The organism is Photorhabdus viridis, from assembly GCF_040256935.1.
GTDB lineage: Bacteria > Pseudomonadota > Gammaproteobacteria > Enterobacterales > Enterobacteriaceae > Photorhabdus > Photorhabdus viridis.
In genome coordinates this window covers 41,524-64,730 of the sequence record NZ_JBEJZY010000031.1, presented here as the reverse complement: position 1 = coordinate 64,730, position 23,207 = coordinate 41,524, and the positions used below count along the sequence as shown (strand labels likewise).

Annotated in this window: 21 protein-coding genes, 1 other RNA gene and 2 pseudogenes; 8 read left to right on the top strand and 16 right to left on the bottom strand. The window is 41.9% G+C overall.

From position 1 onward, the window contains the following. Positions 1 to 105, top strand: a pseudogene (locus ABR397_RS25470) (IS982 family transposase); the annotation flags it as partial. A gap of 5 nt (positions 106 to 110) precedes the next feature. Here ABR397_RS25470 and ABR397_RS14575 read toward each other — a convergent pair. From ABR397_RS14575 to apt, 10 genes and pseudogenes are all read right to left on the bottom strand, one after another. Then, a pseudogene (locus ABR397_RS14575) lies at positions 111 to 302 on the bottom strand (AfsA-related hotdog domain-containing protein); the annotation flags it as partial. Between the two features lie 213 nt (positions 303 to 515). Next, positions 516 to 1,826, bottom strand: coding sequence for an inosine/guanosine kinase (locus ABR397_RS14570; protein WP_350306360.1), 1,311 nt, complete (start codon positions 1,824 to 1,826; stop codon positions 516 to 518). 97 nt (positions 1,827 to 1,923) lie between these two features. Further along, positions 1,924 to 3,024, bottom strand: a complete 1,101-nt coding sequence (wzz(fepE), locus tag ABR397_RS14565) for an LPS O-antigen length regulator Wzz(fepE) (protein WP_350306359.1) — start codon at positions 3,022 to 3,024, stop codon at positions 1,924 to 1,926. Positions 3,025 to 3,207: 183 nt separating this feature from the next. Beyond that, a complete protein-coding gene (gene hemH, locus ABR397_RS14560) occupies positions 3,208 to 4,176 on the bottom strand; it encodes a ferrochelatase (RefSeq protein WP_350306365.1) in 969 nt (322 codons plus the stop codon). Between the two features lie 177 nt (positions 4,177 to 4,353). Continuing rightward, positions 4,354 to 4,998, bottom strand: a complete 645-nt coding sequence (adk, locus tag ABR397_RS14555) for an adenylate kinase (RefSeq protein WP_350306358.1) — start codon at positions 4,996 to 4,998, stop codon at positions 4,354 to 4,356. A gap of 184 nt (positions 4,999 to 5,182) precedes the next feature. After that, a complete protein-coding gene (gene htpG, locus ABR397_RS14550; RefSeq protein WP_350306364.1) occupies positions 5,183 to 7,075 on the bottom strand; it encodes a molecular chaperone HtpG in 1,893 nt (630 codons plus the stop codon). Between the two features lie 282 nt (positions 7,076 to 7,357). Further along, positions 7,358 to 7,963, bottom strand: a complete 606-nt coding sequence (gene recR / locus ABR397_RS14545; RefSeq protein ID WP_350306357.1) for a recombination mediator RecR — start codon at positions 7,961 to 7,963, stop codon at positions 7,358 to 7,360. Next, positions 7,963 to 8,292, bottom strand: coding sequence for a YbaB/EbfC family nucleoid-associated protein (locus ABR397_RS14540; protein ID WP_350306356.1), 330 nt, complete (start codon positions 8,290 to 8,292; stop codon positions 7,963 to 7,965). The genes recR and ABR397_RS14540 overlap by 1 nt, the downstream gene beginning before the upstream one ends. 55 nt (positions 8,293 to 8,347) lie before the next feature. Beyond that, the gene (gene dnaX / locus ABR397_RS14535) at positions 8,348 to 10,330 is read right to left on the bottom strand and encodes a DNA polymerase III subunit gamma/tau (RefSeq protein WP_350306363.1); all 1,983 of its coding nucleotides are present in this window, start codon (positions 10,328 to 10,330) and stop codon (positions 8,348 to 8,350) included. Positions 10,331 to 10,430: 100 nt separating this feature from the next. After that, on the bottom strand, positions 10,431 to 10,982 hold the full coding sequence (apt, locus tag ABR397_RS14530) for an adenine phosphoribosyltransferase (protein ID WP_350306355.1): 552 nt from the start codon (positions 10,980 to 10,982) through the stop codon (positions 10,431 to 10,433). 143 nt (positions 10,983 to 11,125) lie between these two features. Here apt and priC point away from each other — a divergent pair, with 143 nt between their 5' ends. Together priC and rsmS are read left to right on the top strand one after the other, a co-directional pair. Next, entirely contained in the window at positions 11,126 to 11,668 is a 543-nt protein-coding gene (gene priC, locus ABR397_RS14525; protein ID WP_350306354.1) for a primosomal replication protein, read from the top strand. 21 nt (positions 11,669 to 11,689) lie between these two features. Then, entirely contained in the window at positions 11,690 to 11,857 is a 168-nt protein-coding gene (rsmS, locus tag ABR397_RS14520; RefSeq protein ID WP_071880961.1) for a pleiotropic regulatory protein RsmS, read from the top strand. Positions 11,858 to 11,975: 118 nt separating this feature from the next. Here the strand turns inward: rsmS and ABR397_RS14515 are convergent, their stop codons facing one another. Continuing rightward, complete coding sequence (locus ABR397_RS14515) at positions 11,976 to 12,413, bottom strand: DUF1284 domain-containing protein (RefSeq protein ID WP_350306353.1); 438 nt, start codon at positions 12,411 to 12,413, stop codon at positions 11,976 to 11,978. 127 nt (positions 12,414 to 12,540) lie between these two features. Here ABR397_RS14515 and ABR397_RS14510 point away from each other — a divergent pair, with 127 nt between their 5' ends. Continuing rightward, positions 12,541 to 13,305, top strand: a complete 765-nt coding sequence (locus tag ABR397_RS14510; protein WP_350306352.1) for a 2OG-Fe(II)-dependent halogenase WelO5 family protein — start codon at positions 12,541 to 12,543, stop codon at positions 13,303 to 13,305. 31 nt (positions 13,306 to 13,336) lie between these two features. Then, positions 13,337 to 14,242: a DMT family transporter gene (locus ABR397_RS14505; RefSeq protein WP_350306351.1), complete on the top strand. Its 906-nt coding sequence runs from the start codon at positions 13,337 to 13,339 to the stop codon at positions 14,240 to 14,242. Here ABR397_RS14505 and ABR397_RS14500 read toward each other — a convergent pair. The 4 genes from ABR397_RS14500 to acrR all read right to left on the bottom strand — a co-directional run bounded on the left by ABR397_RS14500 (position 14,239) and on the right by acrR (position 17,182). After that, the gene (locus ABR397_RS14500; RefSeq protein WP_350306350.1) at positions 14,239 to 14,787 is read right to left on the bottom strand and encodes a biotin transporter BioY; all 549 of its coding nucleotides are present in this window, start codon (positions 14,785 to 14,787) and stop codon (positions 14,239 to 14,241) included. The two genes, ABR397_RS14505 and ABR397_RS14500, sit on opposite strands and share 4 nt — an antisense overlap. A 37-nt stretch (positions 14,788 to 14,824) precedes the next feature. Beyond that, positions 14,825 to 15,454, bottom strand: a complete 630-nt coding sequence (locus ABR397_RS14495; RefSeq protein WP_350306349.1) for an energy-coupling factor transporter transmembrane component T family protein — start codon at positions 15,452 to 15,454, stop codon at positions 14,825 to 14,827. After that, entirely contained in the window at positions 15,451 to 16,125 is a 675-nt protein-coding gene (locus tag ABR397_RS14490) for an energy-coupling factor ABC transporter ATP-binding protein (RefSeq protein ID WP_350306348.1), read from the bottom strand. Before ABR397_RS14490 ends, ABR397_RS14495 begins: the two co-directional genes overlap by 4 nt. Positions 16,126 to 16,540: 415 nt before the next feature. Further along, positions 16,541 to 17,182 (bottom strand): multidrug efflux transporter transcriptional repressor AcrR, encoded by a 642-nt coding sequence (acrR, locus tag ABR397_RS14485; protein ID WP_350306347.1) that lies wholly within the window; start codon positions 17,180 to 17,182, stop codon positions 16,541 to 16,543. 129 nt (positions 17,183 to 17,311) lie between these two features. Here acrR and ABR397_RS14480 point away from each other — a divergent pair, with 129 nt between their 5' ends. The 3 genes from ABR397_RS14480 (at position 17,312) to ABR397_RS14470 (ending at position 22,926) form a co-directional block, all read left to right on the top strand. Then, the gene (locus tag ABR397_RS14480; protein ID WP_350306346.1) at positions 17,312 to 18,505 is read left to right on the top strand and encodes an efflux RND transporter periplasmic adaptor subunit; all 1,194 of its coding nucleotides are present in this window, start codon (positions 17,312 to 17,314) and stop codon (positions 18,503 to 18,505) included. Between the two features lie 18 nt (positions 18,506 to 18,523). Next, complete coding sequence (locus tag ABR397_RS14475; RefSeq protein ID WP_350306345.1) at positions 18,524 to 21,673, top strand: efflux RND transporter permease subunit; 3,150 nt, start codon at positions 18,524 to 18,526, stop codon at positions 21,671 to 21,673. A gap of 1,049 nt (positions 21,674 to 22,722) precedes the next feature. Continuing rightward, positions 22,723 to 22,926 carry an HHA domain-containing protein gene (locus tag ABR397_RS14470; protein ID WP_011147992.1) on the top strand — a complete coding sequence of 68 codons (204 nt, stop codon included), beginning with the start codon at positions 22,723 to 22,725 and terminating at the stop codon, positions 22,924 to 22,926. An 83-nt stretch (positions 22,927 to 23,009) separates the two neighbouring features. Here the strand turns inward: ABR397_RS14470 and ffs are convergent. Beyond that, positions 23,010 to 23,106: signal recognition particle sRNA small type (gene ffs, locus ABR397_RS14465), an RNA gene on the bottom strand. Positions 23,107 to 23,207: the final 101 nt, after the last annotated feature.

The window sequence follows — 23,207 nt, the reverse complement described above, 5'->3', positions numbered from 1 at the left end:
TTTTTATTGGAAATCGTCGCTGGCCTAATTGCTTATACATTCCAACCTAAAAAACCGAGCTTGAATTTACGGGATTGTGATATAGCTATTTTTAAACGAAGCTGAGGTTAATTAATTACTGCTGGTAAAGGGAATAAAAAGTTTGAAAATTTTATATTCATGTCATTGATAACATAATAAGACTGTCCTACTTTATCTGACATATAAAACTCTTCTGTCACAGCGATAAAAGTCTGACGACAAGCCTCAACTAAAATCATCCCTTGAATATGTTGCCCTGTTTGATGGTCAGTCATTAATTCACAACGTTCATCAATTAACAGTGGTAAAGAAAATAAATTTTCATTCACTTTCTCTGCAACACCTATCCTAAAGAAGTCAGTCATTTCCTTTCATGCCATTACGTATGTTAATGATCAGTGTAATCTATTCCGTTTAGAAAAAAATACGGCTGTAAGCTACAACCGTATTAAATTACTCAATGATGAATATAATGAATTGATATTATTTAATAATTACCGCTCCCAGTAAGACTCTTCCAAACTATCTTCTTTTTCTGGTAAACCCCGGCTTAATCGTGGCGAATGCTGACTCAATACCTGATAGCTCACTCTATTTGCATATTTACAAACCTGAGCAAGTGATGAATATGTCAGATAAGTACGAATATGCTTACTGGAATTAGGCACATTCATTCTGTGATGGTTGTTAGCGGTTATATCATGCAATAAAGCAGATAAAGCACCATCACCTGCACCATTGGTATTCATAATTTTTTCTGGTCCGCCCATATAAGGTTCAATATGGGAGTAAACTTTCATTGGGATTTGGCAATCAGATTTTCGCATAGCACGGCTGAATTCATAACGGTTAAATTCAGCAATAGCACCAGGTAGCAGTGGGTGAGTTGTCTGACGCTTATAATCTTCTTCCGTATACCCTGCCATATATAATCCCGCAGGACCAGCGGTACACAAAACCAAATCAACCCAATCCAGAGCCATATCTGACGCCAATAACGGATCCCTGAAACCAGTAAGTTCATAAGCTTCATCTTCATTCATTGCCAGAACAGAAATATTCTCAACCAGAAAATCGCGCCACCATTGTGGATCATCAGCAATAACATATTTTGTCCCCAAAGTCAGAACGACAGGTACACTGTGTTTTTTCGCATATTCGATGGCTTTCATTGTCGCTTCTGGCATTCGCTCTCCTGACTTGCAACGAACCAAATAAGCGGTTAATACTAAGGCTGAAGCTTCGGCGATAATCTGCTCAGGAATACTCTCCGGTTTTAGTTGGTTCATTTGTCCAGGACTAATGGCAAAAGTCCGTTCACCATTTTCTGTTACCAGCGTAAAACAGCGGCCAATTGCGCCATCCACACCCTGTAAATAATTTAAATCAGTTCGGCTTGAGGTGTTACATAAGTAGCGGTAAGCATAGCTGCCAATCTGAATGTTGTTACACATTGTGCCCAGTAAGACGGAACGATCATCGGCCAACACTGAATAATTATGTAAAGTATTACCGATCGTGCCACCAGCAAATTCGTGGCTGATAAGATTGTTATCCGCCAGTTCTCTATACAAGGTTTCAGCTACATCATCTTCAATAACTAATGAGTGTCCCTGGCTGAGGTGATAACGCCGGATAAAATCTTCGTCTACTTTCGCCTCAATATCCACTAACGTCTGATCGATACCAACAATATAAGCTCGGTTATTCTCACCATCCATCATTTCTTTAATTGGCTGGAGTAAAGGATCACGTAGACTGACGGGAAAATAGTGTTTTGATTTACGTTTACCAGGGAATTTCATATTTGATTGATGCTATAACGCGGAAAAGATGCAGCATGTTAGCACAATAAAAACTGACAGGCAGCAAGTGTCATTGCGACACCGGCTGCCAGAGAGATTAAGCCACTTGCTGACGACTGCGCGCCACGTGACGAATCAGAACAAACATTACCACCAGGATCAAACCAATAAAGGCACTGCCTACCAAGATAAGCAGACGCTTAGGCGAATCTTTCGCCGTTGGTTCATAAGGAGCCTGCATATATTTGAATGGCTGGAAGTTAACTTTATCTATTTTAAGTGATTTCAGTTCGTTTATATAGAGCATGCGGTTACGCAAATCACCATCAATCAAGGATGGATCTTTGATCTCTTCAGTAATTTGCAGCTTACGTTGTAATGCATCAGCGCCCAAAGCAATGGAATAATCTGGATCATCTTTGATCATTGCTCCTTCGCTGGAAATAGGCTTTTTAACTCCCGCTGAATTGGCAATAGATAATGAATATTTCAATCGCTCAACATTAGCTCTCTGTATATTATGAACACGGTTCAAATCAACTGTATACAAGCCTTCGGAGTAAGCAAGCTTCTGTTTTACCATATCACTCAATTCACTTTCCACCCGCTGATGGACAACAGACGACACATAGCTGATATAGCCGTTTAGCAGGTTATATGCATCATCAGCAGTTCCGGCACTGAAAGTCAGTTTAATTTCACCACTTTCATCATCTTTTTCCATTTTTGTAGATGAGATATTGCTATTTACAATCTTTTCAATAAGTTTTCTTTTTGCAAGTGGTGAATGATCATCTGATTCAGCTATCAGATTTTTAAAATATTCTGTATTAACCAGATATTCTTCTCGTAAAACACGTGAATTAAAATTATTTAAAAAACTACCATACAGTGATGATGAAGTTACCGATGGTTGTAAGCTTAAAACCTCTAACTTAGTCAGGATGTTTTTAAGTGGTTGTATTTCTTCAAGTTGAGGTTGAATAACCGAAGCTGAACTGGTCCATTTTTGTGGCATAAGAGATGCTGCTGTAAAACCAATAACAGCAAAAATGATAGTAACAGCAATAATCAATAACTTTGATTGAAATAAAACAGAGAATAACTCAAACAAATCAATTTCATCGTCTTGTTTTGCATTATAATAATTGAAATATTCTTCACTGGAGTTAGTGCTTTTAATCGGTTTAATACTCATTATTTATGTCCAAATTCAAATATGACTGTTGCTAACTATTCTACAAAACATCATCCCATTGAGCCCTTAGTTTATATCCTAAAAGCCGGACGAAACCGCTCTGATAGATAGACTCCCGCGTGAGAATATATCATTAAAGAGTCATTTAATCCTAATGATAGATTAATTGTATATACTATTGGTTTAACTTCTGACAAACCTGCTCACCAACGCTTCCAACAGAAAAATATGATTACTATTGTCGTTAAGCGCAGGAATGTATTCACATTTCTCCCCACCAGCATTAAGAAATATCTCTTTATTCTGCTGTTTTATCTCTTCCAACGTTTCCAGACAATCGGACGAAAAACCAGGACAAAGTACCTGAATATGCTTCATTCCCTGATCAGGTAATGATTTCATGGTTTGATTAGTGAATGGCGTCAACCAAGGCTCACGACCAAACCGCGACTGATAAGTCATCATTACCTGCTCTGCCGGATAGTTAATTGTTTGCTTTAGCAACTGGGTTGTTAATTCACACTGTTCAGAATAAATATCACCGGTATCAACAAAACGCCGTGGAATACTATGGTAGGAAAATAGTAATCTGTCCGGCTTGCCATGCTCACGGAAACTCTGCTCAATAGTCTCTTTCAATGCGGAAATATAGGCAGGATGGTCAGCATAGCTACGGATAAAGTGAATTCCAGGAATAGTGCGATATTTCTGCAATACTTTACTGACGCCATCAAACACAGCCGCAGATGTAGAACAGGAATACTGGGGATAAAGCGGCAAGACAATCAATTGCTCAACACCCTGTTTGAGCAGATTATCAATTGCCTGCTCAAGCGATGGAGAACCGTAACTCATTCCCAATTCAACAGGAATATCCACCAGTTTTTCTGCCAGCAATTTTTGCTGACGGCGGCTATATACTAACAGGGGAGAACCTTCATCAGTCCAGATTTTCTGGTACAACTTTGCCACACGTGAAGAGCGGAGAGGCAAAATAGCACCATATAGTATTGGAATCCAGATAAACCTGGAAAAATCGACAACCCTTTTATCGCTCAGAAACTCAGCTAAGTAACGCTTTATCGCGGCAGTTGTCGGCTCATCAGGAGTACCAAGATTAACTAATAAAACGCCATACTTACCGCTGCTCATCATGCCGATTCCCTATTGTCTTCTCTGGTAAGAACCCTAACACAATAAAATAGAGATGAAAATCATGTTTACCCATTAGAACAATAAATAAAAACCAACTGATTTACCTGAAACAGTAAAGAAATAATATAAGATAAGGCAGCTTATAAGCCGCCTTTTAAACATCACTAAGATCGATTAATCCAGAATTTTGACTAATTCTTCGCTAACTTCAGATACCTTGCGAGTACCATCAATTCTGAAATATTGGGTATCACCTGTTTCAGCTTCTTTCTGGTAATAAGATACCAAAGGAGCAGTCTGTTGATGATATTCAACTAAACGTTTACGCACGATATCTTCATGATCGTCTTTACGAATAGTCAGCTCTTCACCAGTAACATCATCCTTGTTTTCCACTGACGGTGGATTAAATTTGATGTGATAAACACGGCCAGACGGAGCATGTACACGGCGTCCAATGATACGTTCAATAATCAGTTCATCAGGAACATCGAATTCCAGGACATAATCAACATGAATACCAGCGTCTTTCATTGCATCAGCCTGAGGAATGGTACGAGGGAACCCATCCAACAAGAAGCCATTGTGGCAATCATCTTGTTTGATGCGCTCTTTTACCAAAGCAATAACCAGTTCATCAGTAACCAGCTTGCCATTATCCATCAATTCTTTGGCTTTTAAACCCAATTCTGTGCCAGCCTTAACCGCAGTACGCAACATATCACCGGTAGAAATTTGAGGGATCCCATATTTCTCCATGATAAATTGCGCCTGAGTCCCTTTACCGGCGCCCGGAGCGCCCAGCAGAATAATACGCATTGCGTAAATCCCCTTGCTAGTTAGTTTTTATATTTGTAAGAAAACGAGTCACCATACCATTTGGAATGGGGTTCGCTCAAGAAAACAGGGAAACGATTTCGTGATATTTTTTTGCAAAAAATAAACCACGCCCCATCTCACTATCAGAGGCGTGGTTTACAATCGTTGCCAGAAAATAATTAAATCAAGCTTTTTCAGACAGTAATAGCTGATTCATACGACGAATAAACTGGTTTGGATCTTCCAATGTGCCACGTTCAGCAAACAATGCCTGATCGAGCAGTAGTTCAACCCAATCCGCGAATTGAGCTTCATCACTGATATCAGCAGCCAGTTTTACCAATTGATGATCAGGATTCAGTTCAAAATTGTATTTAACGTCCGGCACTTGTTGACCAGCAGCAGCAAACAATTTCGCCATCTGAGTGCTCATTTCATCCGCATTTGTTGTCACAATTGCCGGAGTATCCGTCAGACGGTGAGTCAATTTAACCTCTTTTACCCGATCGCCAAGTAATGTTTTCACACGCTCAACAAACGGCTCCAGCTGTTTTCCAATTTCTTCCTGTTCAGCTTTGTCTTCATCTGCCAGTTTATCCAAAGATTCATCAGCTTTACTAACTGACTGGAATTTCTTACCATCAAACTCAGTAAGGTATCCCATCATCCATTCATCAATGCGCTCTGACAGCAGCAGAACTTCGATACCTTTCTTACGGAACAGCTCCAAATGAGGGCTATTCTTCGCCGCAGCATAACTGTCCGCAGTGATATAGTAGATCTTATCCTGACCTTCAGTCATCCTACTGACATATTCTTCCAAAGAAACTGTTTGCGCAGAACTGTCATTATGAGTAGAAGCAAAACGCAACAATTTAGCGATAGCTTCCTTATTCGTATTATCCTCTGCCGGACCCTCTTTCATCACTAGGCCAAACTGCTGCCAGAATTGCTGGTATTTTTCTGCGTCATCTTTTGCCAGCTTATCCAGCATCTGCAATGCACGTTTGGTCAACGCATTACGTAAATTACGGGTAATAGAATTATCTTGCAGAATTTCACGGGAAACGTTCAACGGCAAATCATTGGAATCAATCAAGCCACGAACAAAACGCAAATAGTTTGGCATAAACTGTTCTGCGTCATCCATGATAAACACGCGCTGGACATACAATTTCAACCCGTGCTTATGCTCACGGTTCCACATATCCCACGGAGCCTGAGAAGGAATATAGAGCATACTGGTATATTCCTGTTTACCCTCTACGCGGTTATGGCTCCAGATCAACGGATCAGTAAAATCATGGGAAATATGTTTGTAGAACTCTTTATATTCTTCATCTGTAATTTCAGATTTACTACGAGTCCACAAAGCTTGAGCTTTATTAATCTTTTCCCAAGTTACTGTATCTTCTTCACCCTCTTCTTCGCTCTTATTTTTAGTTTCAATTTCAACTGGCAGAGCAATATGGTCAGAGTATTTACTGATGACAGAACGCAAACGCCAGTCATTCAGGAAGTCATCTTCCCCTGCACGTAAATGAAGGGTGATCTCTGTACCACGAGTTTCTTTTTCAATATCAGCAACAGTGTAATCGCCTTCACCAGCAGATTCCCAGAATACGCCCTGATCAATTGAAGCACCGGCAGCACGGGTACGTACCGTGACTTTATCAGACACAATAAAAGCAGAATAAAAACCAACACCAAATTGACCAATTAACTGGCTGTCTTTAGCCTGATCTGAACCAATAGATTCCAGGAAAGCTTTTGTTCCTGATTTAGCAATAGTGCCAAGATTATCGATGACCTCATCACGGGTCATACCAATGCCATTATCACTGATCGTGATAACTCTCTTCTCTTTATCAAAAGAGAGACGAACACGCAGTTCACCATCACCTTCATAAAGTTCTGGAGCAGATAATGCGCGGAAACGCAATTTGTCAGCCGCATCGGAAGCATTTGAGATTAACTCACGAAGGAAAATCTCTTTATTGGAATAAAGTGAATGAATCATTAATTGCAGAAGTTGTTTTACTTCAGACTGAAATCCACGGGTTTCCTGACCTTTCATACTCATTTGTTACCTCAATCTAAATCCAGTTCAGACAGATAAAATCAGACGATAGTATGCAGATGGGGATAAATAAGCCGGGTTTCAAGTTTGATTATTCAAAAGAGTATGAAATAACGCGAATAAGTTAGATATTTAAATAGGTTATAACCATAGTGAAATGAATTGATAGGCGTGCGCCACATAAATGCAGCGCCTCAACGTCTTTACGATTTGATCTATGCAGGGTATACAACCGTACTCTTTTCCTGCCAGATAAAACAGTAAGACATTGACAGAAAATCAATAAGTAATTTTCTGCCGCCCAGCAAGTGAATGCGACAAAGTTGTACCATCTACCATTTCAAGCTCACCACCAACCGGTACACCATGAGCAATGCGGCTTGCTGTTACACCATACTGAACACATATTTCTGCGATATAATTGGCCGTTGCCTCTCCCTCCACTGTCGGATTAGTCGCCAGAATCACCTCTGAAATCTCTTCTGTGGAGAGACGGTCTTCAAGACGATCCAAACCAATGTCCATCGGACCAATGCCATCCAATGGAGATAAATGCCCCATCAACACAAAGTAACGCCCGGCAAACTGCCCAGTTTGTTCAATGGCATGAATATCCGCAGGGCTTTCAACCACACAAATTTGACCATTTTGCTGACGGCGTGGATTAGCGCAGATCGTGCACTGATCTTGCTCAGTAAAAGTCCGACAATATTTACAGTGTCCAATTTCCGACATCGCTCTTGTCAATGCCTGAGCTAAACGCATTCCACCACTGCGATCACGCTGTAACAGATGAAAAGCCATCCGCTGCGCAGATTTAGGGCCAACTCCTGGCAAGCAGCGTAATGCTTCCATCAAGGATTCAAGGAGAGGACTGGTTTGCATCAGAATGGCATCTTAAAGCCTGGCGGCAGTTGCATTCCGCTGGAAACGTTTGCCATTTTCTCTTTCTGCGTTTCTTCAATACGGCGGGCTGCGTCATTGAATGCAGCCGCAATCAGATCTTCCAGCATCTCTTTGTCATCTTCCATCAGGCTTGGATCAATCTCAACACGACGGCAATTATGAGCACCATTGATAGTCACTTTAACCAAACCGGCTCCAGATTCACCTGTTACTTCCAGATTAGCGATCTCTTCCTGCATTTTCTGCATCTTGTCCTGCATTTGTTGGGCTTGTTTCATCAAATTGCCCAAACCACCTTTACCAAACATAGTTTTCTCTCTTCGCTATGGCTACATCGTACAACAGGTACAGATTGCAGCTCGGTTAGACCGGTCGGATACTCTCTTCATCCAGTTCAGCACCAAATATCTGCCGCAATGTCTGAATAGTCTTATCCGCAATAATTGATTGGCGAGCTTGCGCCAATTTTTCTTCATAAATGGCTTGTCGCCACTCCAGTGGAGTTTTCTCCTCCGGATTATCATCTTCAATAATGCTGAATTCAATCGTTACACCGTACAACTCGCTTAAAGCCTCCGCTAATGATTTCTGTGCAAAAACAGAATTAAGATGGCGCTGACTTGAACGCAGGTGTAAACAGATATTATTAACACTAATCTGCTCTTTAAACGCATTTAATGCTAATTGTTGCACCAGTTTAGGAATTTTAAGTTTATCAACTTCCGCTGCCCATGCATCTCTTTGTCTGGATTCTTCAGCTAATTTTTCTGCCAGCTCCGACGTTTTCTCATGCTCCAGAGCCGTTCTTAAAGCCTTTGGCGTAGTAACGTGGGTTTCCAGTTTTTCTTCAATATTCTTGGCTCGCCAACGGTAAGCCTCTTTTTTCTCAGGCTTTTCTTCCTGTGTTTTAGCTATTGATGACTGAGGTCGCGGCCCTGACACTGCGGCAATCCGTTCAAGTGCCGAGGTTGCCGGCCTCGCCTTAACAGGCGTAGCCGGTTTAGGCTTTTTTGGTGGTGTTTGCTCTTGTTGCCGGGATAACACACTCTTTGCTTTCAGCAACTGCGCTGTCGGGCTTGATGCAAGTGCCTGAGGTATCTGAGGTTCCGGCTGAGAAACACCGCCCACCGGTACTGGCTCATCAATAGGGTTAGCGGATGGCGTATTGCCCTGATGATTATGTTGCGGCTGTGCTGCAATTGATGGGATAGCCGCCGGATGTCCATGCACAACCGGCGCAGCGACCTCTTCAATAACTGTTTTTGGATGAAATGCCAAAGCCCTGAGCAGCGTCATTTCAACACCCATTCTGCGTTCCGGTGCATACGATAGATCTCTACGACCAATCAGTAGAGTTTGATAATAAAGTTGCAAATCTTCCGGTGAAATTGCTTTCGCCAATATCCGCAAACGGCCTTCAATGGAAGAAGAAGCGATTTCTGGTTGAGAAGGTAGTAGCTGGATCATTGCAATACGATGCAGTAATGAAAGAATCTCTACCAGCAAATTCTCCCAATCAGCCCCCCGTGAAGCGGCTTGTTCCACCAATGCCATAACCTGCTGACCGTCAGCCCGAATCAATGATTCTATAATTGATAACGGCTGTTCATCATCCAACGTTCCCAGCATCAGGCTGACTATTTCAGTTGTTACCTGGCCTTGCCCCATCGCGATAGCCTGATCTGTCAGACTCAAAGCATCACGCATACTGCCATCAGCAGCACGGGCCAGAAGCTGACGGGCACGGCTGTCACTCTCCAGATGTTCAGCTTTAAGAATATGTTCGAGTTGATCGCTTATCTGATCAACACCCAGCGCTTTAAGATGGAACTGCAAACAACGGGAAAGGATAGTTACCGGCAATTTTTGCGGATCAGTGGTTGCCAGTAAAAATTTCACATGCTCAGGCGGCTCTTCCAGCGTTTTCAATAACGCATTGAAGCTGTGACGGGAAAGCATATGCACTTCATCAATCAGATAGACTTTGAAACGCCCACGAGCTGGAGCATATTGCACGTTATCCAGCAATTCGCGCGTATCTTCAACTTTAGTACGGGAAGCAGCATCAATCTCAATGAGATCGACAAATCGCCCTTGTTCAATTTCAAGGCAATTAACACATTTACCACAAGGCTTATCAGTAATACCTGTATCGCAATTTAATCCCTTAGCAAACAAACGGGCAATCGTCGTTTTCCCGACACCTCTAGTGCCGGAAAACAGGTAGGCATGATGGAGCCGGCCATGGGAAAGACCATTAGCCAGCGCAGTCAGGACATATTCCTGACCAATCACATCAGAAAATATTTGTGGGCGCCACTTACGGGCAAGTACCTGATAGCTCATTGATACCGGGAAAATTGAATATATAGAATTGGGCACCATGCTAACACAGCCCCACTACAGACAGCGAGGCCGATATGTCAGGAATACAAAAATAAACAGATTAACGACCAGGGAATTCCAATAGAGTGAAGCTGTTCACGCCTTGTTTTCGCAGACGCTCACTTCCCCCCAAATCAGGCAGACCAATAACAAAAGCAGCTTCAGAAACTTCACCATCTAAATGACGGATTAAGCGAACAGTTGCTTCAATAGTGCCGCCCGTTGCCAGCAGGTCATCAATAACCAGCACCTTGTCACCTTCTTTAATGCTGTCCTTATGTATTTCCAGTGTATCGGCGCCATACTCTAAATCGTAAGTTTCACTCAATGTTTCACGAGGTAATTTGCCTGCTTTACGGACAGGGACAAAACCAACACCGAGACGCAATGCAACCGGAGCTCCGAATAGAAAACCGCGAGCCTCAGTACCCACAATTTTTGTGATGCCTTTGTCCTGATATCGCTCTACCAGAAGATCAATTGTTGCCTGGTAGGCAAGAGGGTTATCCAATAAGGTTGTGATATCACGAAAAAGAACCCCCGGTTTAGGGTAATCAGAAATAGTTTCAATACTGTCTTTAATAAATTGCAGTTGCTGCGCGTTTGCGGTCATAATCGGTGCCAGTGAGTAGAACACGAGAGTGCTAAAATCTATGCAAACTGATAAAAAAAAGCAACTGATGAACATGCATCAGCCTATTTTTTGTCGTTCTAGGTTAATTCTGCTTCGCAAAACATAATCATTGCAGGGTATAAATGAGTACACAACCGTTATTAAATTTACTCGAAAAACAGGTCAATATACTGGCGGAAGAGCTCACACCTCTGGCAGATATCCCATTTTCTACTGCTCGGTTTGATCAAACCTTATTTAACCGACGCAGCGATAAACTCCGTGGTTATCTGCAAGAAGTCAGGCATAACATGGAACAACTCAAAGAGTGTGTTCAGGATCGCCGAACGGAACAAGTCGCATTTCTGACCGAGCGTTTAGTTGCTCAAATGGAAGCATTAAAGCGTGAATTGTCTACTCAATCACTGAGAAAAAAAGAGAGCAGGTTCGAACATAAACAACAAGCTACTGACCTGTATCACAAGCTGGCTGAACATCAGGATTATGAGCGCCGTCTGCTCACAATGATCAATGATCGAGAGCTAAGATTGAATCAACAAACTACACTGAGTAATCAGCAAAAAATACAGAAAGAAATCGCAGCATTAGCCGGAAGGCTAGCGCGTTGCCGCCAATCTCTGACGCGAATTGAAAAATCAATCGAATATAAAGAGAACATGGATTAATAACCCAGATGAGGAAGTTTTATGTCAGTCGAACACGCACCACCTGAAGTTCAGCTTGCTGTTGATCTAATCTATCTATTGGAATGCAACGAAATCGCACCCGAAATTGCACTCGCTGCACTGGAAATAGTCAAACACGACTATCAAGCTAAGTTAGTGAAGCAGTCACAATCTACGAAGGAATATTGAGCGATTTATTACAAACACCTCGTAGATACTTTGTCGATACCATAAAAGATCTACATTTGTTAGTCTTAGAACTTGCTCTCACGTACTCGATCAACCTTTGCAAAATGGCTTGATGTCGTCATTCATTCTTTCCATTGTTGAGTTTAAGGAACGTTGAAGCATAATCGTCCGCAGCGATTCGAGTACAAAGCTGTTCCCATTCACAACCTACACAGGCAGACCTTACGATCCTACGGTTAAAAGCCCATCGAGCCTGTTTTAAATAGGTTTCGTCAAGCCTCAGTGTATGACCTACTTCGATTGACCACCCCATAAGAGTACCAATAGCCTCCAAAGCACGACTATCCCGGACGATGACACTCTTGCCCAAACAATGAGGATCATCTTCTCCAAGCAAAGGAGCACAAATATCATCGGGCCCTTCCACAATCAGGATATCTTCGTTCTGAATTCGGGGAATAATCTTATTGTAGTTTTCAATAAAGCTAGGGGAATATCCGTTGCCCGCGTAGGTAAGAATACACAGGAGATGATGACCTCTCAGAGATACTGTCATTGTTGCGTTCCTAAGTGTGGAGTGCAGCCAAGTGTTGCATTATTATACAAAAAATGTTATATGATTGACACTGACCTTCAATAGATAAATTTTTTTAATATAAAAAATAGACTAGGAATCGGCAATCATGTCGTCAAGGTGGGCATCAAAAGAACTTGTCAAATTATCATCAGAAAGCTTGCAGGCAATCATAGATAACAAGATTCCGGCGGTAATGATAGATGATTTTGCAACTACAGAGGAATCAATACAGCTTTCTGCAACAATACTGAGCATGAAGGCGAAGCAATATGAATTCGGCAGGCCAGGATTTTACTTGGGAAATCCACTCACTCACTACCGTGATCGCCCAAAAGAAGAGTATTTCGCTCAAGTTAACGCAGCTGAGCAAGAACGTGCTCAATTTACCAATCAAGCTTTTGATCCCGTTGTTCGATTCATACAACGTATCAATCACATTACCGATTTCAGCATTGCAATCGCGGAAGAACCAGGGCTTGGCCCCTATTTTGCCGGTATCGTCCGTATTATCTCCAGTGGATCAGATCTACATGTGGACTACGCACCCACTTTTGCTAAAGGAAATTTAGCCATCGGAGGTATATCCACCCAGCTCGCTTGGAACCTCTATGTTTCGTCTCCTTCACAAGGAGGGGAAACAGTAATCTATAATCAGCCATTCAAGAGTACTGTTGTTGATAAAACCTATAAGCCATATGATAGTTCTCTATTAACTGATTGCGAATCATTCACTTTCCGGCCTCAAGTTGGTTCTGTCGTCATTTTTAACACCAGTAATCCTCATATCGTCCTGCCAGCGAACGGCAATCGGATTGCAACAGGTTCCTTCATCGGTCTGTTAAATGAAAAGAATCTGATCTTATGGTCGTAATACATTTCAATAAGATGTTTGGAATCTGAGCATGAAGACCGCCTTTTCTTACTCTACCGTTGTTCTATATGTCGTGACGATCATTACGGGGGGAACATCGTGGTATGCGGCAAAATTGCAATTAACTGATGTTTCACCTGTAATATCCCTGATTTACCGTTTTGGATGTGCGTCGGTATTGCTGCTTCTGATTACTGCAATTTCTCGGGAAAAACTCACATATACCTGGCGCGAACATCTCTCTTTCGCTGCGCTTGGAGCATTCGGGTTCGCTGTCGCATTCTTACTGATTTACAAGGCTGCGGCCTTAATCACCACCGGTTTAATCGCTCTTACCTACTCTTCGGTCATATTATTCAACTCTGTGAATGCAATTCTCTTCCTACGGCAATCAATTTCATGGACAGTTCTGGTCGGTGCTATGGTCGGTCTGACTGGGATAATTTTGGTCTTCAGCCCAGAATTTTTAAATAATGAATGGAATTGGGCGGGATTCGGTTACGCTATCACAGCAACCCTCGCGTTCTCATTCGCCAACATTTCCGCAGTTCAGTTACAGAGAAAGGGGGCTGCTGTTCTCCCAATGACAGGCATTTCTATGGGATATGGCGCCATATTCTTGCTCAGCTATGCCCTTTTAACTAAACAAACGTTTAACTTTGATCCATCACCAATCTACGTAACATCTCTATTCTATTTAATCCTGTTTCCTTCCGTGATTGGGTACACAACGTATTTCGCCGTCGTCGGTCGTTTAGGTGCGGGACGAGGGGCCTATACAATGCTTCTCGTTCCGCTTGTAGCCTTAGCGATCTCCAGCGTCACAGAGGGCTATCGCCCAACCGTTTGGGCCATAATCGGCACAATAATGACGCTTAGCGGCAATTATTGGGTAATAACAACCAAATATCAGCCCTCAGTAAAGACCGATACTTAAGAACGTGCTTCAAGGGTTGGGTAAGCCCGGCGAACAGTTCTCGCAATTAAAATAATCAGTACGATTTTGATAATATCACCTGGAATGAATCCCATCGAACCTATGGCTGCTTGCCAGAAGCTGATATTGGCAAATGCCGCAACCCATGGAATACCCATCACGTAGACAATCACAATTCCACCAAAGACAAGAAATACAGCTTCTTTAAAAGTATTTAATTTTGCAAGATTCCTTTCATACAAGTAGCCGATAACAAAAGCGGCAATCGGCCACGCCAAAACAAAACCACCGCTTGGACTGAAAAATACCCCCAATCCTCCCATACCTCCCGCCATTACCGGTAATCCAACTGCAACAAGAACACAAAAGAGCAATAATGCTAACCCACCCCGTTTCGCACCAGCAATAGCGCCAGCAAGCATCGCTCCCATTGATTGGGCTGTTATCGGAACGCCTATAACGGGAAGAGCCAATGGCGGGAATAAACCCAGTGCTGCGGTTAGCGCGGCAAATAGTGCGATATAAACAATATCTTTCGTAGACATTTGATCCCCCTTTTTCGATAAAGCTGCAAACTAGGCTTTATTTGCTACCCGATTTCTTTCTCTCAAACCCTGGATCGTAAGACCGGGCTTCAATAGCAGCAGAAATATCATCTGCCATTTTGAGAGTTCGCACGATAACGGGTACGGCAATTGCTATGACACTCTTATCGAGACCTCTTGCTTTCTGAGCCTCCCGTACTTCTTCTGTAATTGATGCGAGAACAGGAATAAACCGCAAGGCAAGAGATAGAGCTAAACTCACTTTTCCTGGATTGATTTTAAAATAATACAACCACCAAAGACCCTTTTCCAATGCATCGATCATATCGGAGGAACGAGTAGTAAGGGTGACAAGCGAGGCTAACAGTAAAAGTGAGGCAAGACGAACGACTACAAGTACACCGGCAGTCCAGTGATGTAGAAACACCTGGACTATAAAAATAAGCGCAAAGATCCACATAGCAGGCCGTAGTTGCGCCCAAGCAGTTCTTAATGAGATTCTGGCTAACAAGTATAAAAGTACGATACCTGCCAACGCTGCAACAGAAAGATCGATACGCGGAACGATAAAGAGTAATGTCCCCAGAATGAGCAAAGAAATAATTTTGAACCCAGGGCTAACTTGATGCATAAATGATGGACTAGGATCATACCCAGACAGGCTCATGACATCATCCTTACATACTCAGGAATAGCAACAGAGGGAATATCATCGACAACCACACGACCATCATCAAAAACGAGCACGCGGTCAAACCCCGCCAAAAACTCAAGGTCATGAGAAACTATGATTACAGTTTGAGATAAATTATCAATTGCTTCAGCAACACGACGCTTGTTACGTAAATCCAGTAAAGTCGTGGGCTCATCGAAAATTATGTAAGCAGGTTCCATCACGAGAACACCAGAAATTGCTAAAAGTTGTTTCTGGCCACCACTTAAAAGATGAGCTGGATGCTCCCTAAGCTGAAGTAAGCCATATCGTGAAAGTACCTCCTGCGTTCTTTGCTGAATTGTCTCCTTGGTAAAACCGAGATTTTTCATTCCAAAAGCTAAATCCTCTTCAACAACTGGAAAGACAATCTGATTATCAGGATTCTGGAACACAAAACCAACCATGCGCCGGATCGCTTTACCCTCCGTTCTGGTATTCAGACCATCCACCAAAACATCACCACATTTCGGTACCAGTAATCCATTAAGAAGACGCGCAAATGTGCTCTTGCCGCAACCATTGCTACCTATGATGGCAATTCGCTTTTCCTTCAACTGCAAATTTAAGTCTTTCAATACCACACGCTCACCGTAAGCATGCGTTACATTTCGTATCTCCAGCATAGATGGTTATCCCTCAACAATTGTGACTAGCTACATAACACGGTACCAACTTAGCACTCTATCTGACTGCAAAATCCGTAGGGCAAATTCAACCAACGTAATGTTCTCAATACCATCAAATAAATATAACTTATTGATATTAAATAATTTAACCTACTTACACCGGATTTAAATAATACATTTTGCTCAGACAGAATCTTCAGCATTTGTTTTAAGTTATAGTTTTCTTTGGTCACTATCCTACAAGGCCAACAGTAGCAATATCCGATATTAGAAATAATTTCGGCTAAGCTCCTAAGTTTTATTCCTTGTATATAACAGTTGATAAACAAAGAGCATAAGATAATGGCTTTTGACCATTAGCCGCATTGTTAGCAATTACCAAAATAGAATTTACCTCTATTATTCTGGTTTTTCATTTTTCTGTGACTTTCATATGCTTACTATATTTAAGCATATCGATAAAACTATCCACTAACGGTTCAGCTTCTTTCTGAATATCAAAACTGTCTGGTGCAAATAACCAATTCTCCAGCAAACCAGTTATCAACCCTCTCAGCATGATAGCGGCTCGCCGCAGATTAAGATTATAAGGAAGCTGACCTGATGCAATACAGTTGGAAAGTGACTCTTCAATACGAACATAGTCTGCAACACACAGCTCCTGACGAACTTCCACCAAAGCAGACATTTCACCAACAAACTCACATTTGTGGAAAAAAATTTCCATTAACAGCCGGTTCTTCGGATCATCAACGACCGACGTCAGGATATGAATTATTAAAGTTCTTAAAATCAGGAGTGGATTATTAGGATATTTTCCTTGATACTCTTTCTCTAATTCATCAATCTTAGAATCTGTTATTCTACAAGCTTCGGAAAACAGGTCTACTTTATTTTTAAAATGCCAGTAGATTGCACCTCGGGTTACTCCAGCCGTTGTGGCAATATCTGTCAGTGAAGTAGCAGAGACACCGCGCTCAGAAAACTCTTTTATAGCTGCGTCTATAATCTGTTGCCGGGTCTCCTCAGCCTGTTGTTTAGTTTTTCGTGCCATATACTCTGTTTTTAACCTGAAGCTGATTTACATACATTCATGTATGTTTGTATTATAGCATGCTGCTATCAATGGAGTAGTGGTTTTACGGATTGAAAGGTCAACATCTAAAAATATTGAGGTTTACTTATGCGAATAAACAGGGGAGTTTTACCTCTGGCTACAGTACTGGTACTCTCAGGCAGCTTAGCTCTTTCAGGATGTAACGACAAAGACTCTCAGCACGTTGCTGAAAATCAACAGGCCCCTGAAGTCGGTATCGTGACGCTGAAAACTGAACCTCTGATGGTCACAACTGAACTGCCAGGCCGAACATCAGCCTTCCGTATTGCAGAAGTTCGTCCACAAGTAGGCGGCATAATTCTGAAGCGAAACTACAAAGAAGGAAGTGATGTAAAAGAGGGGACTTCTTTATACCAGATAGATCCAGCAACTTACCAGGCTGCCTATGACAGTGCTAAAGCTGATTTGGCTAAAGCTCAGGCTAATGCAGAGATAGCACGCCTGACAGTGAATCGCTATAAGCCACTGTTAGGTACAAACTATGTTAGTCAGCAGGAATTTGATAAGGCCAGCGCTGACTCTGCACAGGCGAATGCTGCGGTACAAGCAGCAAAAGCGGCTGTAGAGACTGCCCGTATTAATTTAGCATACACCAAAGTTACAGCACCGATTAGCGGTCGTTCCGGCAAATCGACTATAACTGAAGGTGCACTGGTTTCTGTTGGTCAACCAACAGCACTGACAACCGTTCAACAGTTGGATCCAATTTATGTAGATGTCACTCAGTCAAGTGATGACTATCTGCGTCTTAAAAATGAAATCACCAGAGGTATTGTACAGAAAGAGGGTAGTAAAGCTAAAGTTCACCTGGTTATGGAAGATGGTAAAAATTACAGTGAAACAGGCTATCTGGAATTCTCCGATATCACTGTAAATGAAACAACGGGTTCTATCACCATCCGTGCAATATTCCCTAACCCAAATGAAAAATTACTACCAGGTATGTTTGTTCGCGCAAAACTGGAAGAAGGTATTCGTCGGGATGCAATATTGGTTCCCCAGCAAGGAATTACCCGTACACCTCGTGGCGAAGCTACTGTTATGGTGGTCGGTAAAGACGAAAAAGTCGAACCACGCGTTATCACGGCAAGCCAGGCCATTGGTGACAAATGGCTGGTAACTTCCGGTCTGAAAACAGGTGATCGGGTTATCGTTACAGGCTTGCAAAAAATTCAACCTGGCATACCAGTTAAAGCAGAAGAAGTGGATTTAAATGCAAAACCTGCTGCGAACCAAGCTGAACCTGCAAAAAAGTCTTAATTAAGGAGTCGGTGATTCATGCCTAAGTTTTTTATAGATCGGCCAATCTTTGCATGGGTAATCGCAATTATTACCATGCTGGCTGGGCTGCTGGCAATTATGAAATTACCCGTGGCGCAGTACCCAACTATCGCACCACCGGCAATTTCTATCTCCGCAACTTATCCCGGCGCAGATGCCACTACTGTGCAAAACACAGTTACTCAGGTTATCGAACAGAATATGAATGGTATCGATAATCTGGTTTATATGTCTTCCAACAGTGACTCTGCTGGCAACATGAATATCACGCTAACCTTTGAAGCGGGTACTAATCCTGACATTGCACAGGTACAAGTACAGAACAAGCTGCAACTGGCTATGCCTCTGTTACCACAAGAAGTACAGCAGCAAGGGATACATGTGGATAAGTCCACAAGTTCTTTCCTAATGGTTGCAGGGTTCATTTCTGAAGATGGCTCCATGTCACAGGAGGATATCGCTGACTATGTTGGCGCAAACGTCAAAGACCCGTTAAGCCGTGTAACTGGTGTGGGTGATTCAATGCTGTTTGGTAACCAATATGCAATGCGCATTTGGTTAAATCCTGACAAGCTCGTTGACTACAAAATGACGACTCTGGATGTAATAAATGCAATTAAAGCTCAAAATAACCAAATAGCCGCCGGTCAGTTAGGGGGAACCCCTCCAGTTCCAGGTCAACGGCTGAATGCTTCTATTATTGCCCAAACACGTCTGACTTCACCGGAAGAGTTCAGCAATATTCTTCTGCGCGTTAATACTGATGGTTCTCAGGTCCGTCTGAAAGACGTGGCAAAAGTGGAGTTAGGAGCAGAAAGTTACAATATCATTGCCCGCTTTAATGGTAAACCAGCTGCTGGTGTCGGTATCAAACTAGCAACAGGCGCTAACGCTCTGGATACGTCAAAAGCGGTAAAAGAAGCGCTAAAAAATATGGCGCCTTTCTTCCCTCATGGGCTGAAAATCGTCTATCCATATGACACCACTCCATTCGTTAAAATCTCTATTAACGAAGTAGTTAAAACACTAGTTGAAGCAATTATGCTAGTGTTCGTGGTTATGTACCTATTCCTACAAAACTTTCGAGCAACACTTATTCCAACCATTGCGGTTCCTGTCGTATTACTGGGAACATTTGCAATACTTGCCACATTTGGTTATTCAATAAATACATTAACTATGTTTGCCATGGTTCTCGCCATTGGCTTACTGGTAGATGATGCCATTGTGGTGGTGGAAAACGTTGAACGTGTTATGCAGGAAGAAGGTCTATCTCCGAAGGAAGCAACCAGGAAATCAATGGGGCAAATCCAAAGCGCCCTAGTTGGTATTGCCATGGTGCTGTCTGCTGTATTTGTCCCAATGGCTTTCTTCGGTGGTTCAACCGGTGCGATTTATCGTCAATTCTCGATCACCATCGTATCTGCAATGGTACTGTCTGTACTGGTAGCATTAATCCTGACACCTGCTCTGTGCGCCACCATATTGAAACCCATTGCTAAAGGCAGCCACGGTAGACAGACCGGGATCTTTGGCTGGTTTAACCGCATGTTTGATAAAAGTACCCACCACTATACTGACAGTATCGGCCGTATTCTGCGCAATACAGGCCGCTACCTGGTAATTTATGTATTGCTGGTTGCTGGTATGGCGGTTATGTTCAATCGTCTGCCTTCCTCCTTCCTTCCTGAAGAAGATCAAGGGGTATTGCTGACAATGGTTCAATTACCCTCAGGTGCAACACAAGAACAGACACAGAAAGTTCTGGATAAAATAAATGACTACTTCAATACAGAGGAAAAAGATCTTGTAGTTTCTGTATTTACAGTAAGTGGCTTTGGTTTCAGTGGTCAGGGGCAAAACACTGGTCTGGCATTTATAAGCCTGAAAGACTGGAGTGAGCGCTCTGATACAGAGAACAAAGTACCTGCTATTGTTGCCAGGGCAAGTGCTCACTTCCAGAAAATCAAAGAAGGTATGGTGTTTGCCTTTAACATTCCAGCAATTGTAGAGTTAGGTTCAGCAACTGGTTTTGATTTTGAATTAATTGACAAAGCGAACCTTGGGCATAATAAACTGACCGAAGCACGTAACCAATTGCTTGGCATGATACAAAAACATCCAGATATGTTAGTGGGTGTTCGCCCTAATGGTCAAGAAGATACCCCTCAGTATCGGATTAGGATTGATCAGGAAAAGGCGGAAGCTTTAGGTGTTTCCATCGTTGATATCAACTCGACATTAAGCACGATGTTTGGTGGCAACTATGTGAATGACTTTATCGACCGTGGTCGTGTCAAAAAAGTTTATGTTCAATCAGAAGCACCTTATCGTATGCTGCCAAGTGATATCTACAAACTGTATGTCCGTAACAAACAGGGCGAAATGGTTCCATTATCTGCCTTCGCAGATATGTCTAAAGAACCATGGACCTATGGCTCGCCACGTTTGGAACGTTACAATGGTTTACCATCAATGGAAATTCTGGGTGAAGCAGCGCCAGGTAAAAGTACCGGTGATGCAATGGCTCTGATGGAGGAATTAGCATCCCAGTTGCCAAATGGAATCGGTTTCGACTGGACAGGTATGTCTTATCAGGAACGCCTGTCAGGTAATCAGGCACCGGCTCTGTATGCCCTGTCATTGATAGTGGTATTCCTCTGTTTAGCTGCACTGTATGAAAGCTGGTCAATTCCATTCTCAGTTATGCTGGTAGTACCACTGGGTATCATTGGAGCCTTGTTAGCAACAACATTCCGAGGCTTGGATAACGATGTTTACTTTAAAGTTGGCTTACTGACTACCATCGGCTTATCGGCAAAGAACGCAATCCTAATCGTTGAGTTCGCTAAAGACCTGATGGAAAAAGAAGGAAAAGGGTTGATAGAAGCTACGCTAGATGCCGTAAGAATGCGTCTTCGCCCAATCCTAATGACATCACTGGCATTTATGCTGGGTGTTATCCCTCTAGTACTGAGTAATGGTGCAGGCTCCGGCTCTCAAAACGCAGTGGGTACCGGGGTATTGGGCGGAATGATTGCTGCAACCTCGCTGGCTATCTTTTTCGTACCTGTGTTCTTTGTCGTTATCAGACGACGTTTTAGTAAGAAAGCTGAGGAGATTGAACCTACGTCAGAATCTCACTAATGCAACTAAACAATAATCAGAAGGCCGTTAAAACGGCCTTCTTAAATATAATAGTTGCCTGCATCAGGAAAGATTCTGACCACTAATTTACTCGCTGAACTCTTACTTAAATTCGTCCAAATTTAATTAAAATTACCACTTATGAGTAAAAAATATCTTTAAAAATCCAAGCATTACTGACTTTAATAAAATTAACGAGAAAATTGTTGGACAAAAATTGCTTTATCTTTTTTTACACTAAATGACAAAAAACAATACCAGTACATAGTGACTTATGTAATAATGATGCTATATTCATTGATTATTGTAGCCATCAGGCTATAATCTGCTGTTACGGGTATCTGAGGATAATACTGTTTTATATAAGCCTACATATTAACTCACATATACTAGCCGATATTTATAGTTTATTACGTTAAGGTATGAGTTTTTGTTTAAGAGGTGGTTCTGATTTACTAAAAGCAAATCAGGGTTTCCTGTAAAAAAGAAAAATAATCCCAAAGAACGATTATAGGCACATAATAATAATCTCTCGAAAGAAAATTTCTATAATACGTGCATATGTTTAGTGTTTGACTCAAATTAAGTAATGCCATATATATACGGGAGAGATACATAGCATAGATGAATATTCACTAGGATGACATGACATTGCTGAATTAAAATGCTGATGTGAGAATCTAAGGCAGGAAGCACCTCTAGTGACAGAGTACATCGAGACTGGTTGTGTAAATAATTCTTACGTCTCGGAATAATTTAAAGCTAAATGAATTGATTAAGTACATATCAATTTTAGTTTAGCACTTTAAAATAAAATATTCTGATGATTTCGGCCTTCTCACTTGAATTGATAAATTTTTTGATAATACATATACTTATACTTTGTTTGGAAGCGAATAAGATTAGCTTTTCTAAACTAACGAAATGGTAAAAAACCAATGAATGTTTAACCAGTATCCTGTTACATGATTTAAATTGCTCCCTGAGCAAAATTTGATTGAATATTTCACTAAATAATTCTTTATATATCTTAAATAAGAAAGGCGACTATGACTAAAACTGATTATCTGATGCGTTTAAGAAAATGCACTACAATTGATACACTGGAACGTGTGATTGAAAAGAACAAATATGAGCTTTCAGGAGACGAACTTGAACTATTCTACTCTGCTGCGGATCACCGACTAGCTGAGCTGACCATGAATAAACTATATGATAGAATTCCACCTTCGGTGTGGAAATACGTTCGCTAAAATAGTTTTTCATCAGGTAGAAAATGATCCGGGCCGGTAAAGTGCTATCGGCTTAATTGGGTTATCGATAAAACTGGTGAGGGCTCTGCCAGCGACATCCCGGCACACACATCCCCTGCTATGGCTGCTTCCTTCCGGACCTGACCAAGTTAACAAGTTAGCGTTGCGGGAGAACCAACAGAGCCCCCATTGACGTATTGCTTTAGCTTCAAAGCGGCGCCATTATCATTCATACCTATCTAAATAGCAAGACAAGCAGACCCGAATGATGCTTTATTACA

Excerpts from the sequence above, each read along its gene's own strand:
- ABR397_RS14570 (WP_350306360.1), bottom strand. The coding sequence starts at position 1,826 with ATGAAATTCCCTGGTAAACGTAAATCAAAACACTATTTTCCCGTCAGT.
- hemH (WP_350306365.1), bottom strand. The coding sequence starts at position 4,176 with ATGAGCAGCGGTAAGTATGGCGTTTTATTAGTTAATCTTGGTACTCCT.
- adk (WP_350306358.1), bottom strand. The coding sequence starts at position 4,998 with ATGCGTATTATTCTGCTGGGCGCTCCGGGCGCCGGTAAAGGGACTCAG.
- htpG (WP_350306364.1), bottom strand. The coding sequence starts at position 7,075 with ATGAAAGGTCAGGAAACCCGTGGATTTCAGTCTGAAGTAAAACAACTT.
- recR (WP_350306357.1), bottom strand. The coding sequence starts at position 7,963 with ATGCAAACCAGTCCTCTCCTTGAATCCTTGATGGAAGCATTACGCTGC.
- ABR397_RS14540 (WP_350306356.1), bottom strand. The coding sequence starts at position 8,292 with ATGTTTGGTAAAGGTGGTTTGGGCAATTTGATGAAACAAGCCCAACAA.
- dnaX (WP_350306363.1), bottom strand. The coding sequence starts at position 10,330 with ATGAGCTATCAGGTACTTGCCCGTAAGTGGCGCCCACAAATATTTTCT.
- apt (WP_350306355.1), bottom strand. The coding sequence starts at position 10,982 with ATGACCGCAAACGCGCAGCAACTGCAATTTATTAAAGACAGTATTGAA.
- priC (WP_350306354.1), top strand. The coding sequence starts at position 11,126 with ATGAGTACACAACCGTTATTAAATTTACTCGAAAAACAGGTCAATATA.
- rsmS (WP_071880961.1), top strand. The coding sequence starts at position 11,690 with ATGTCAGTCGAACACGCACCACCTGAAGTTCAGCTTGCTGTTGATCTA.
- ABR397_RS14515 (WP_350306353.1), bottom strand. The coding sequence starts at position 12,413 with ATGACAGTATCTCTGAGAGGTCATCATCTCCTGTGTATTCTTACCTAC.
- ABR397_RS14510 (WP_350306352.1), top strand. The coding sequence starts at position 12,541 with ATGTCGTCAAGGTGGGCATCAAAAGAACTTGTCAAATTATCATCAGAA.
- ABR397_RS14505 (WP_350306351.1), top strand. The coding sequence starts at position 13,337 with ATGAAGACCGCCTTTTCTTACTCTACCGTTGTTCTATATGTCGTGACG.
- ABR397_RS14500 (WP_350306350.1), bottom strand. The coding sequence starts at position 14,787 with ATGTCTACGAAAGATATTGTTTATATCGCACTATTTGCCGCGCTAACC.
- ABR397_RS14495 (WP_350306349.1), bottom strand. The coding sequence starts at position 15,454 with ATGAGCCTGTCTGGGTATGATCCTAGTCCATCATTTATGCATCAAGTT.
- ABR397_RS14490 (WP_350306348.1), bottom strand. The coding sequence starts at position 16,125 with ATGCTGGAGATACGAAATGTAACGCATGCTTACGGTGAGCGTGTGGTA.
- acrR (WP_350306347.1), bottom strand. The coding sequence starts at position 17,182 with ATGGCACGAAAAACTAAACAACAGGCTGAGGAGACCCGGCAACAGATT.
- ABR397_RS14480 (WP_350306346.1), top strand. The coding sequence starts at position 17,312 with ATGCGAATAAACAGGGGAGTTTTACCTCTGGCTACAGTACTGGTACTC.
- ABR397_RS14475 (WP_350306345.1), top strand. The coding sequence starts at position 18,524 with ATGCCTAAGTTTTTTATAGATCGGCCAATCTTTGCATGGGTAATCGCA.
- ABR397_RS14470 (WP_011147992.1), top strand. The coding sequence starts at position 22,723 with ATGACTAAAACTGATTATCTGATGCGTTTAAGAAAATGCACTACAATT.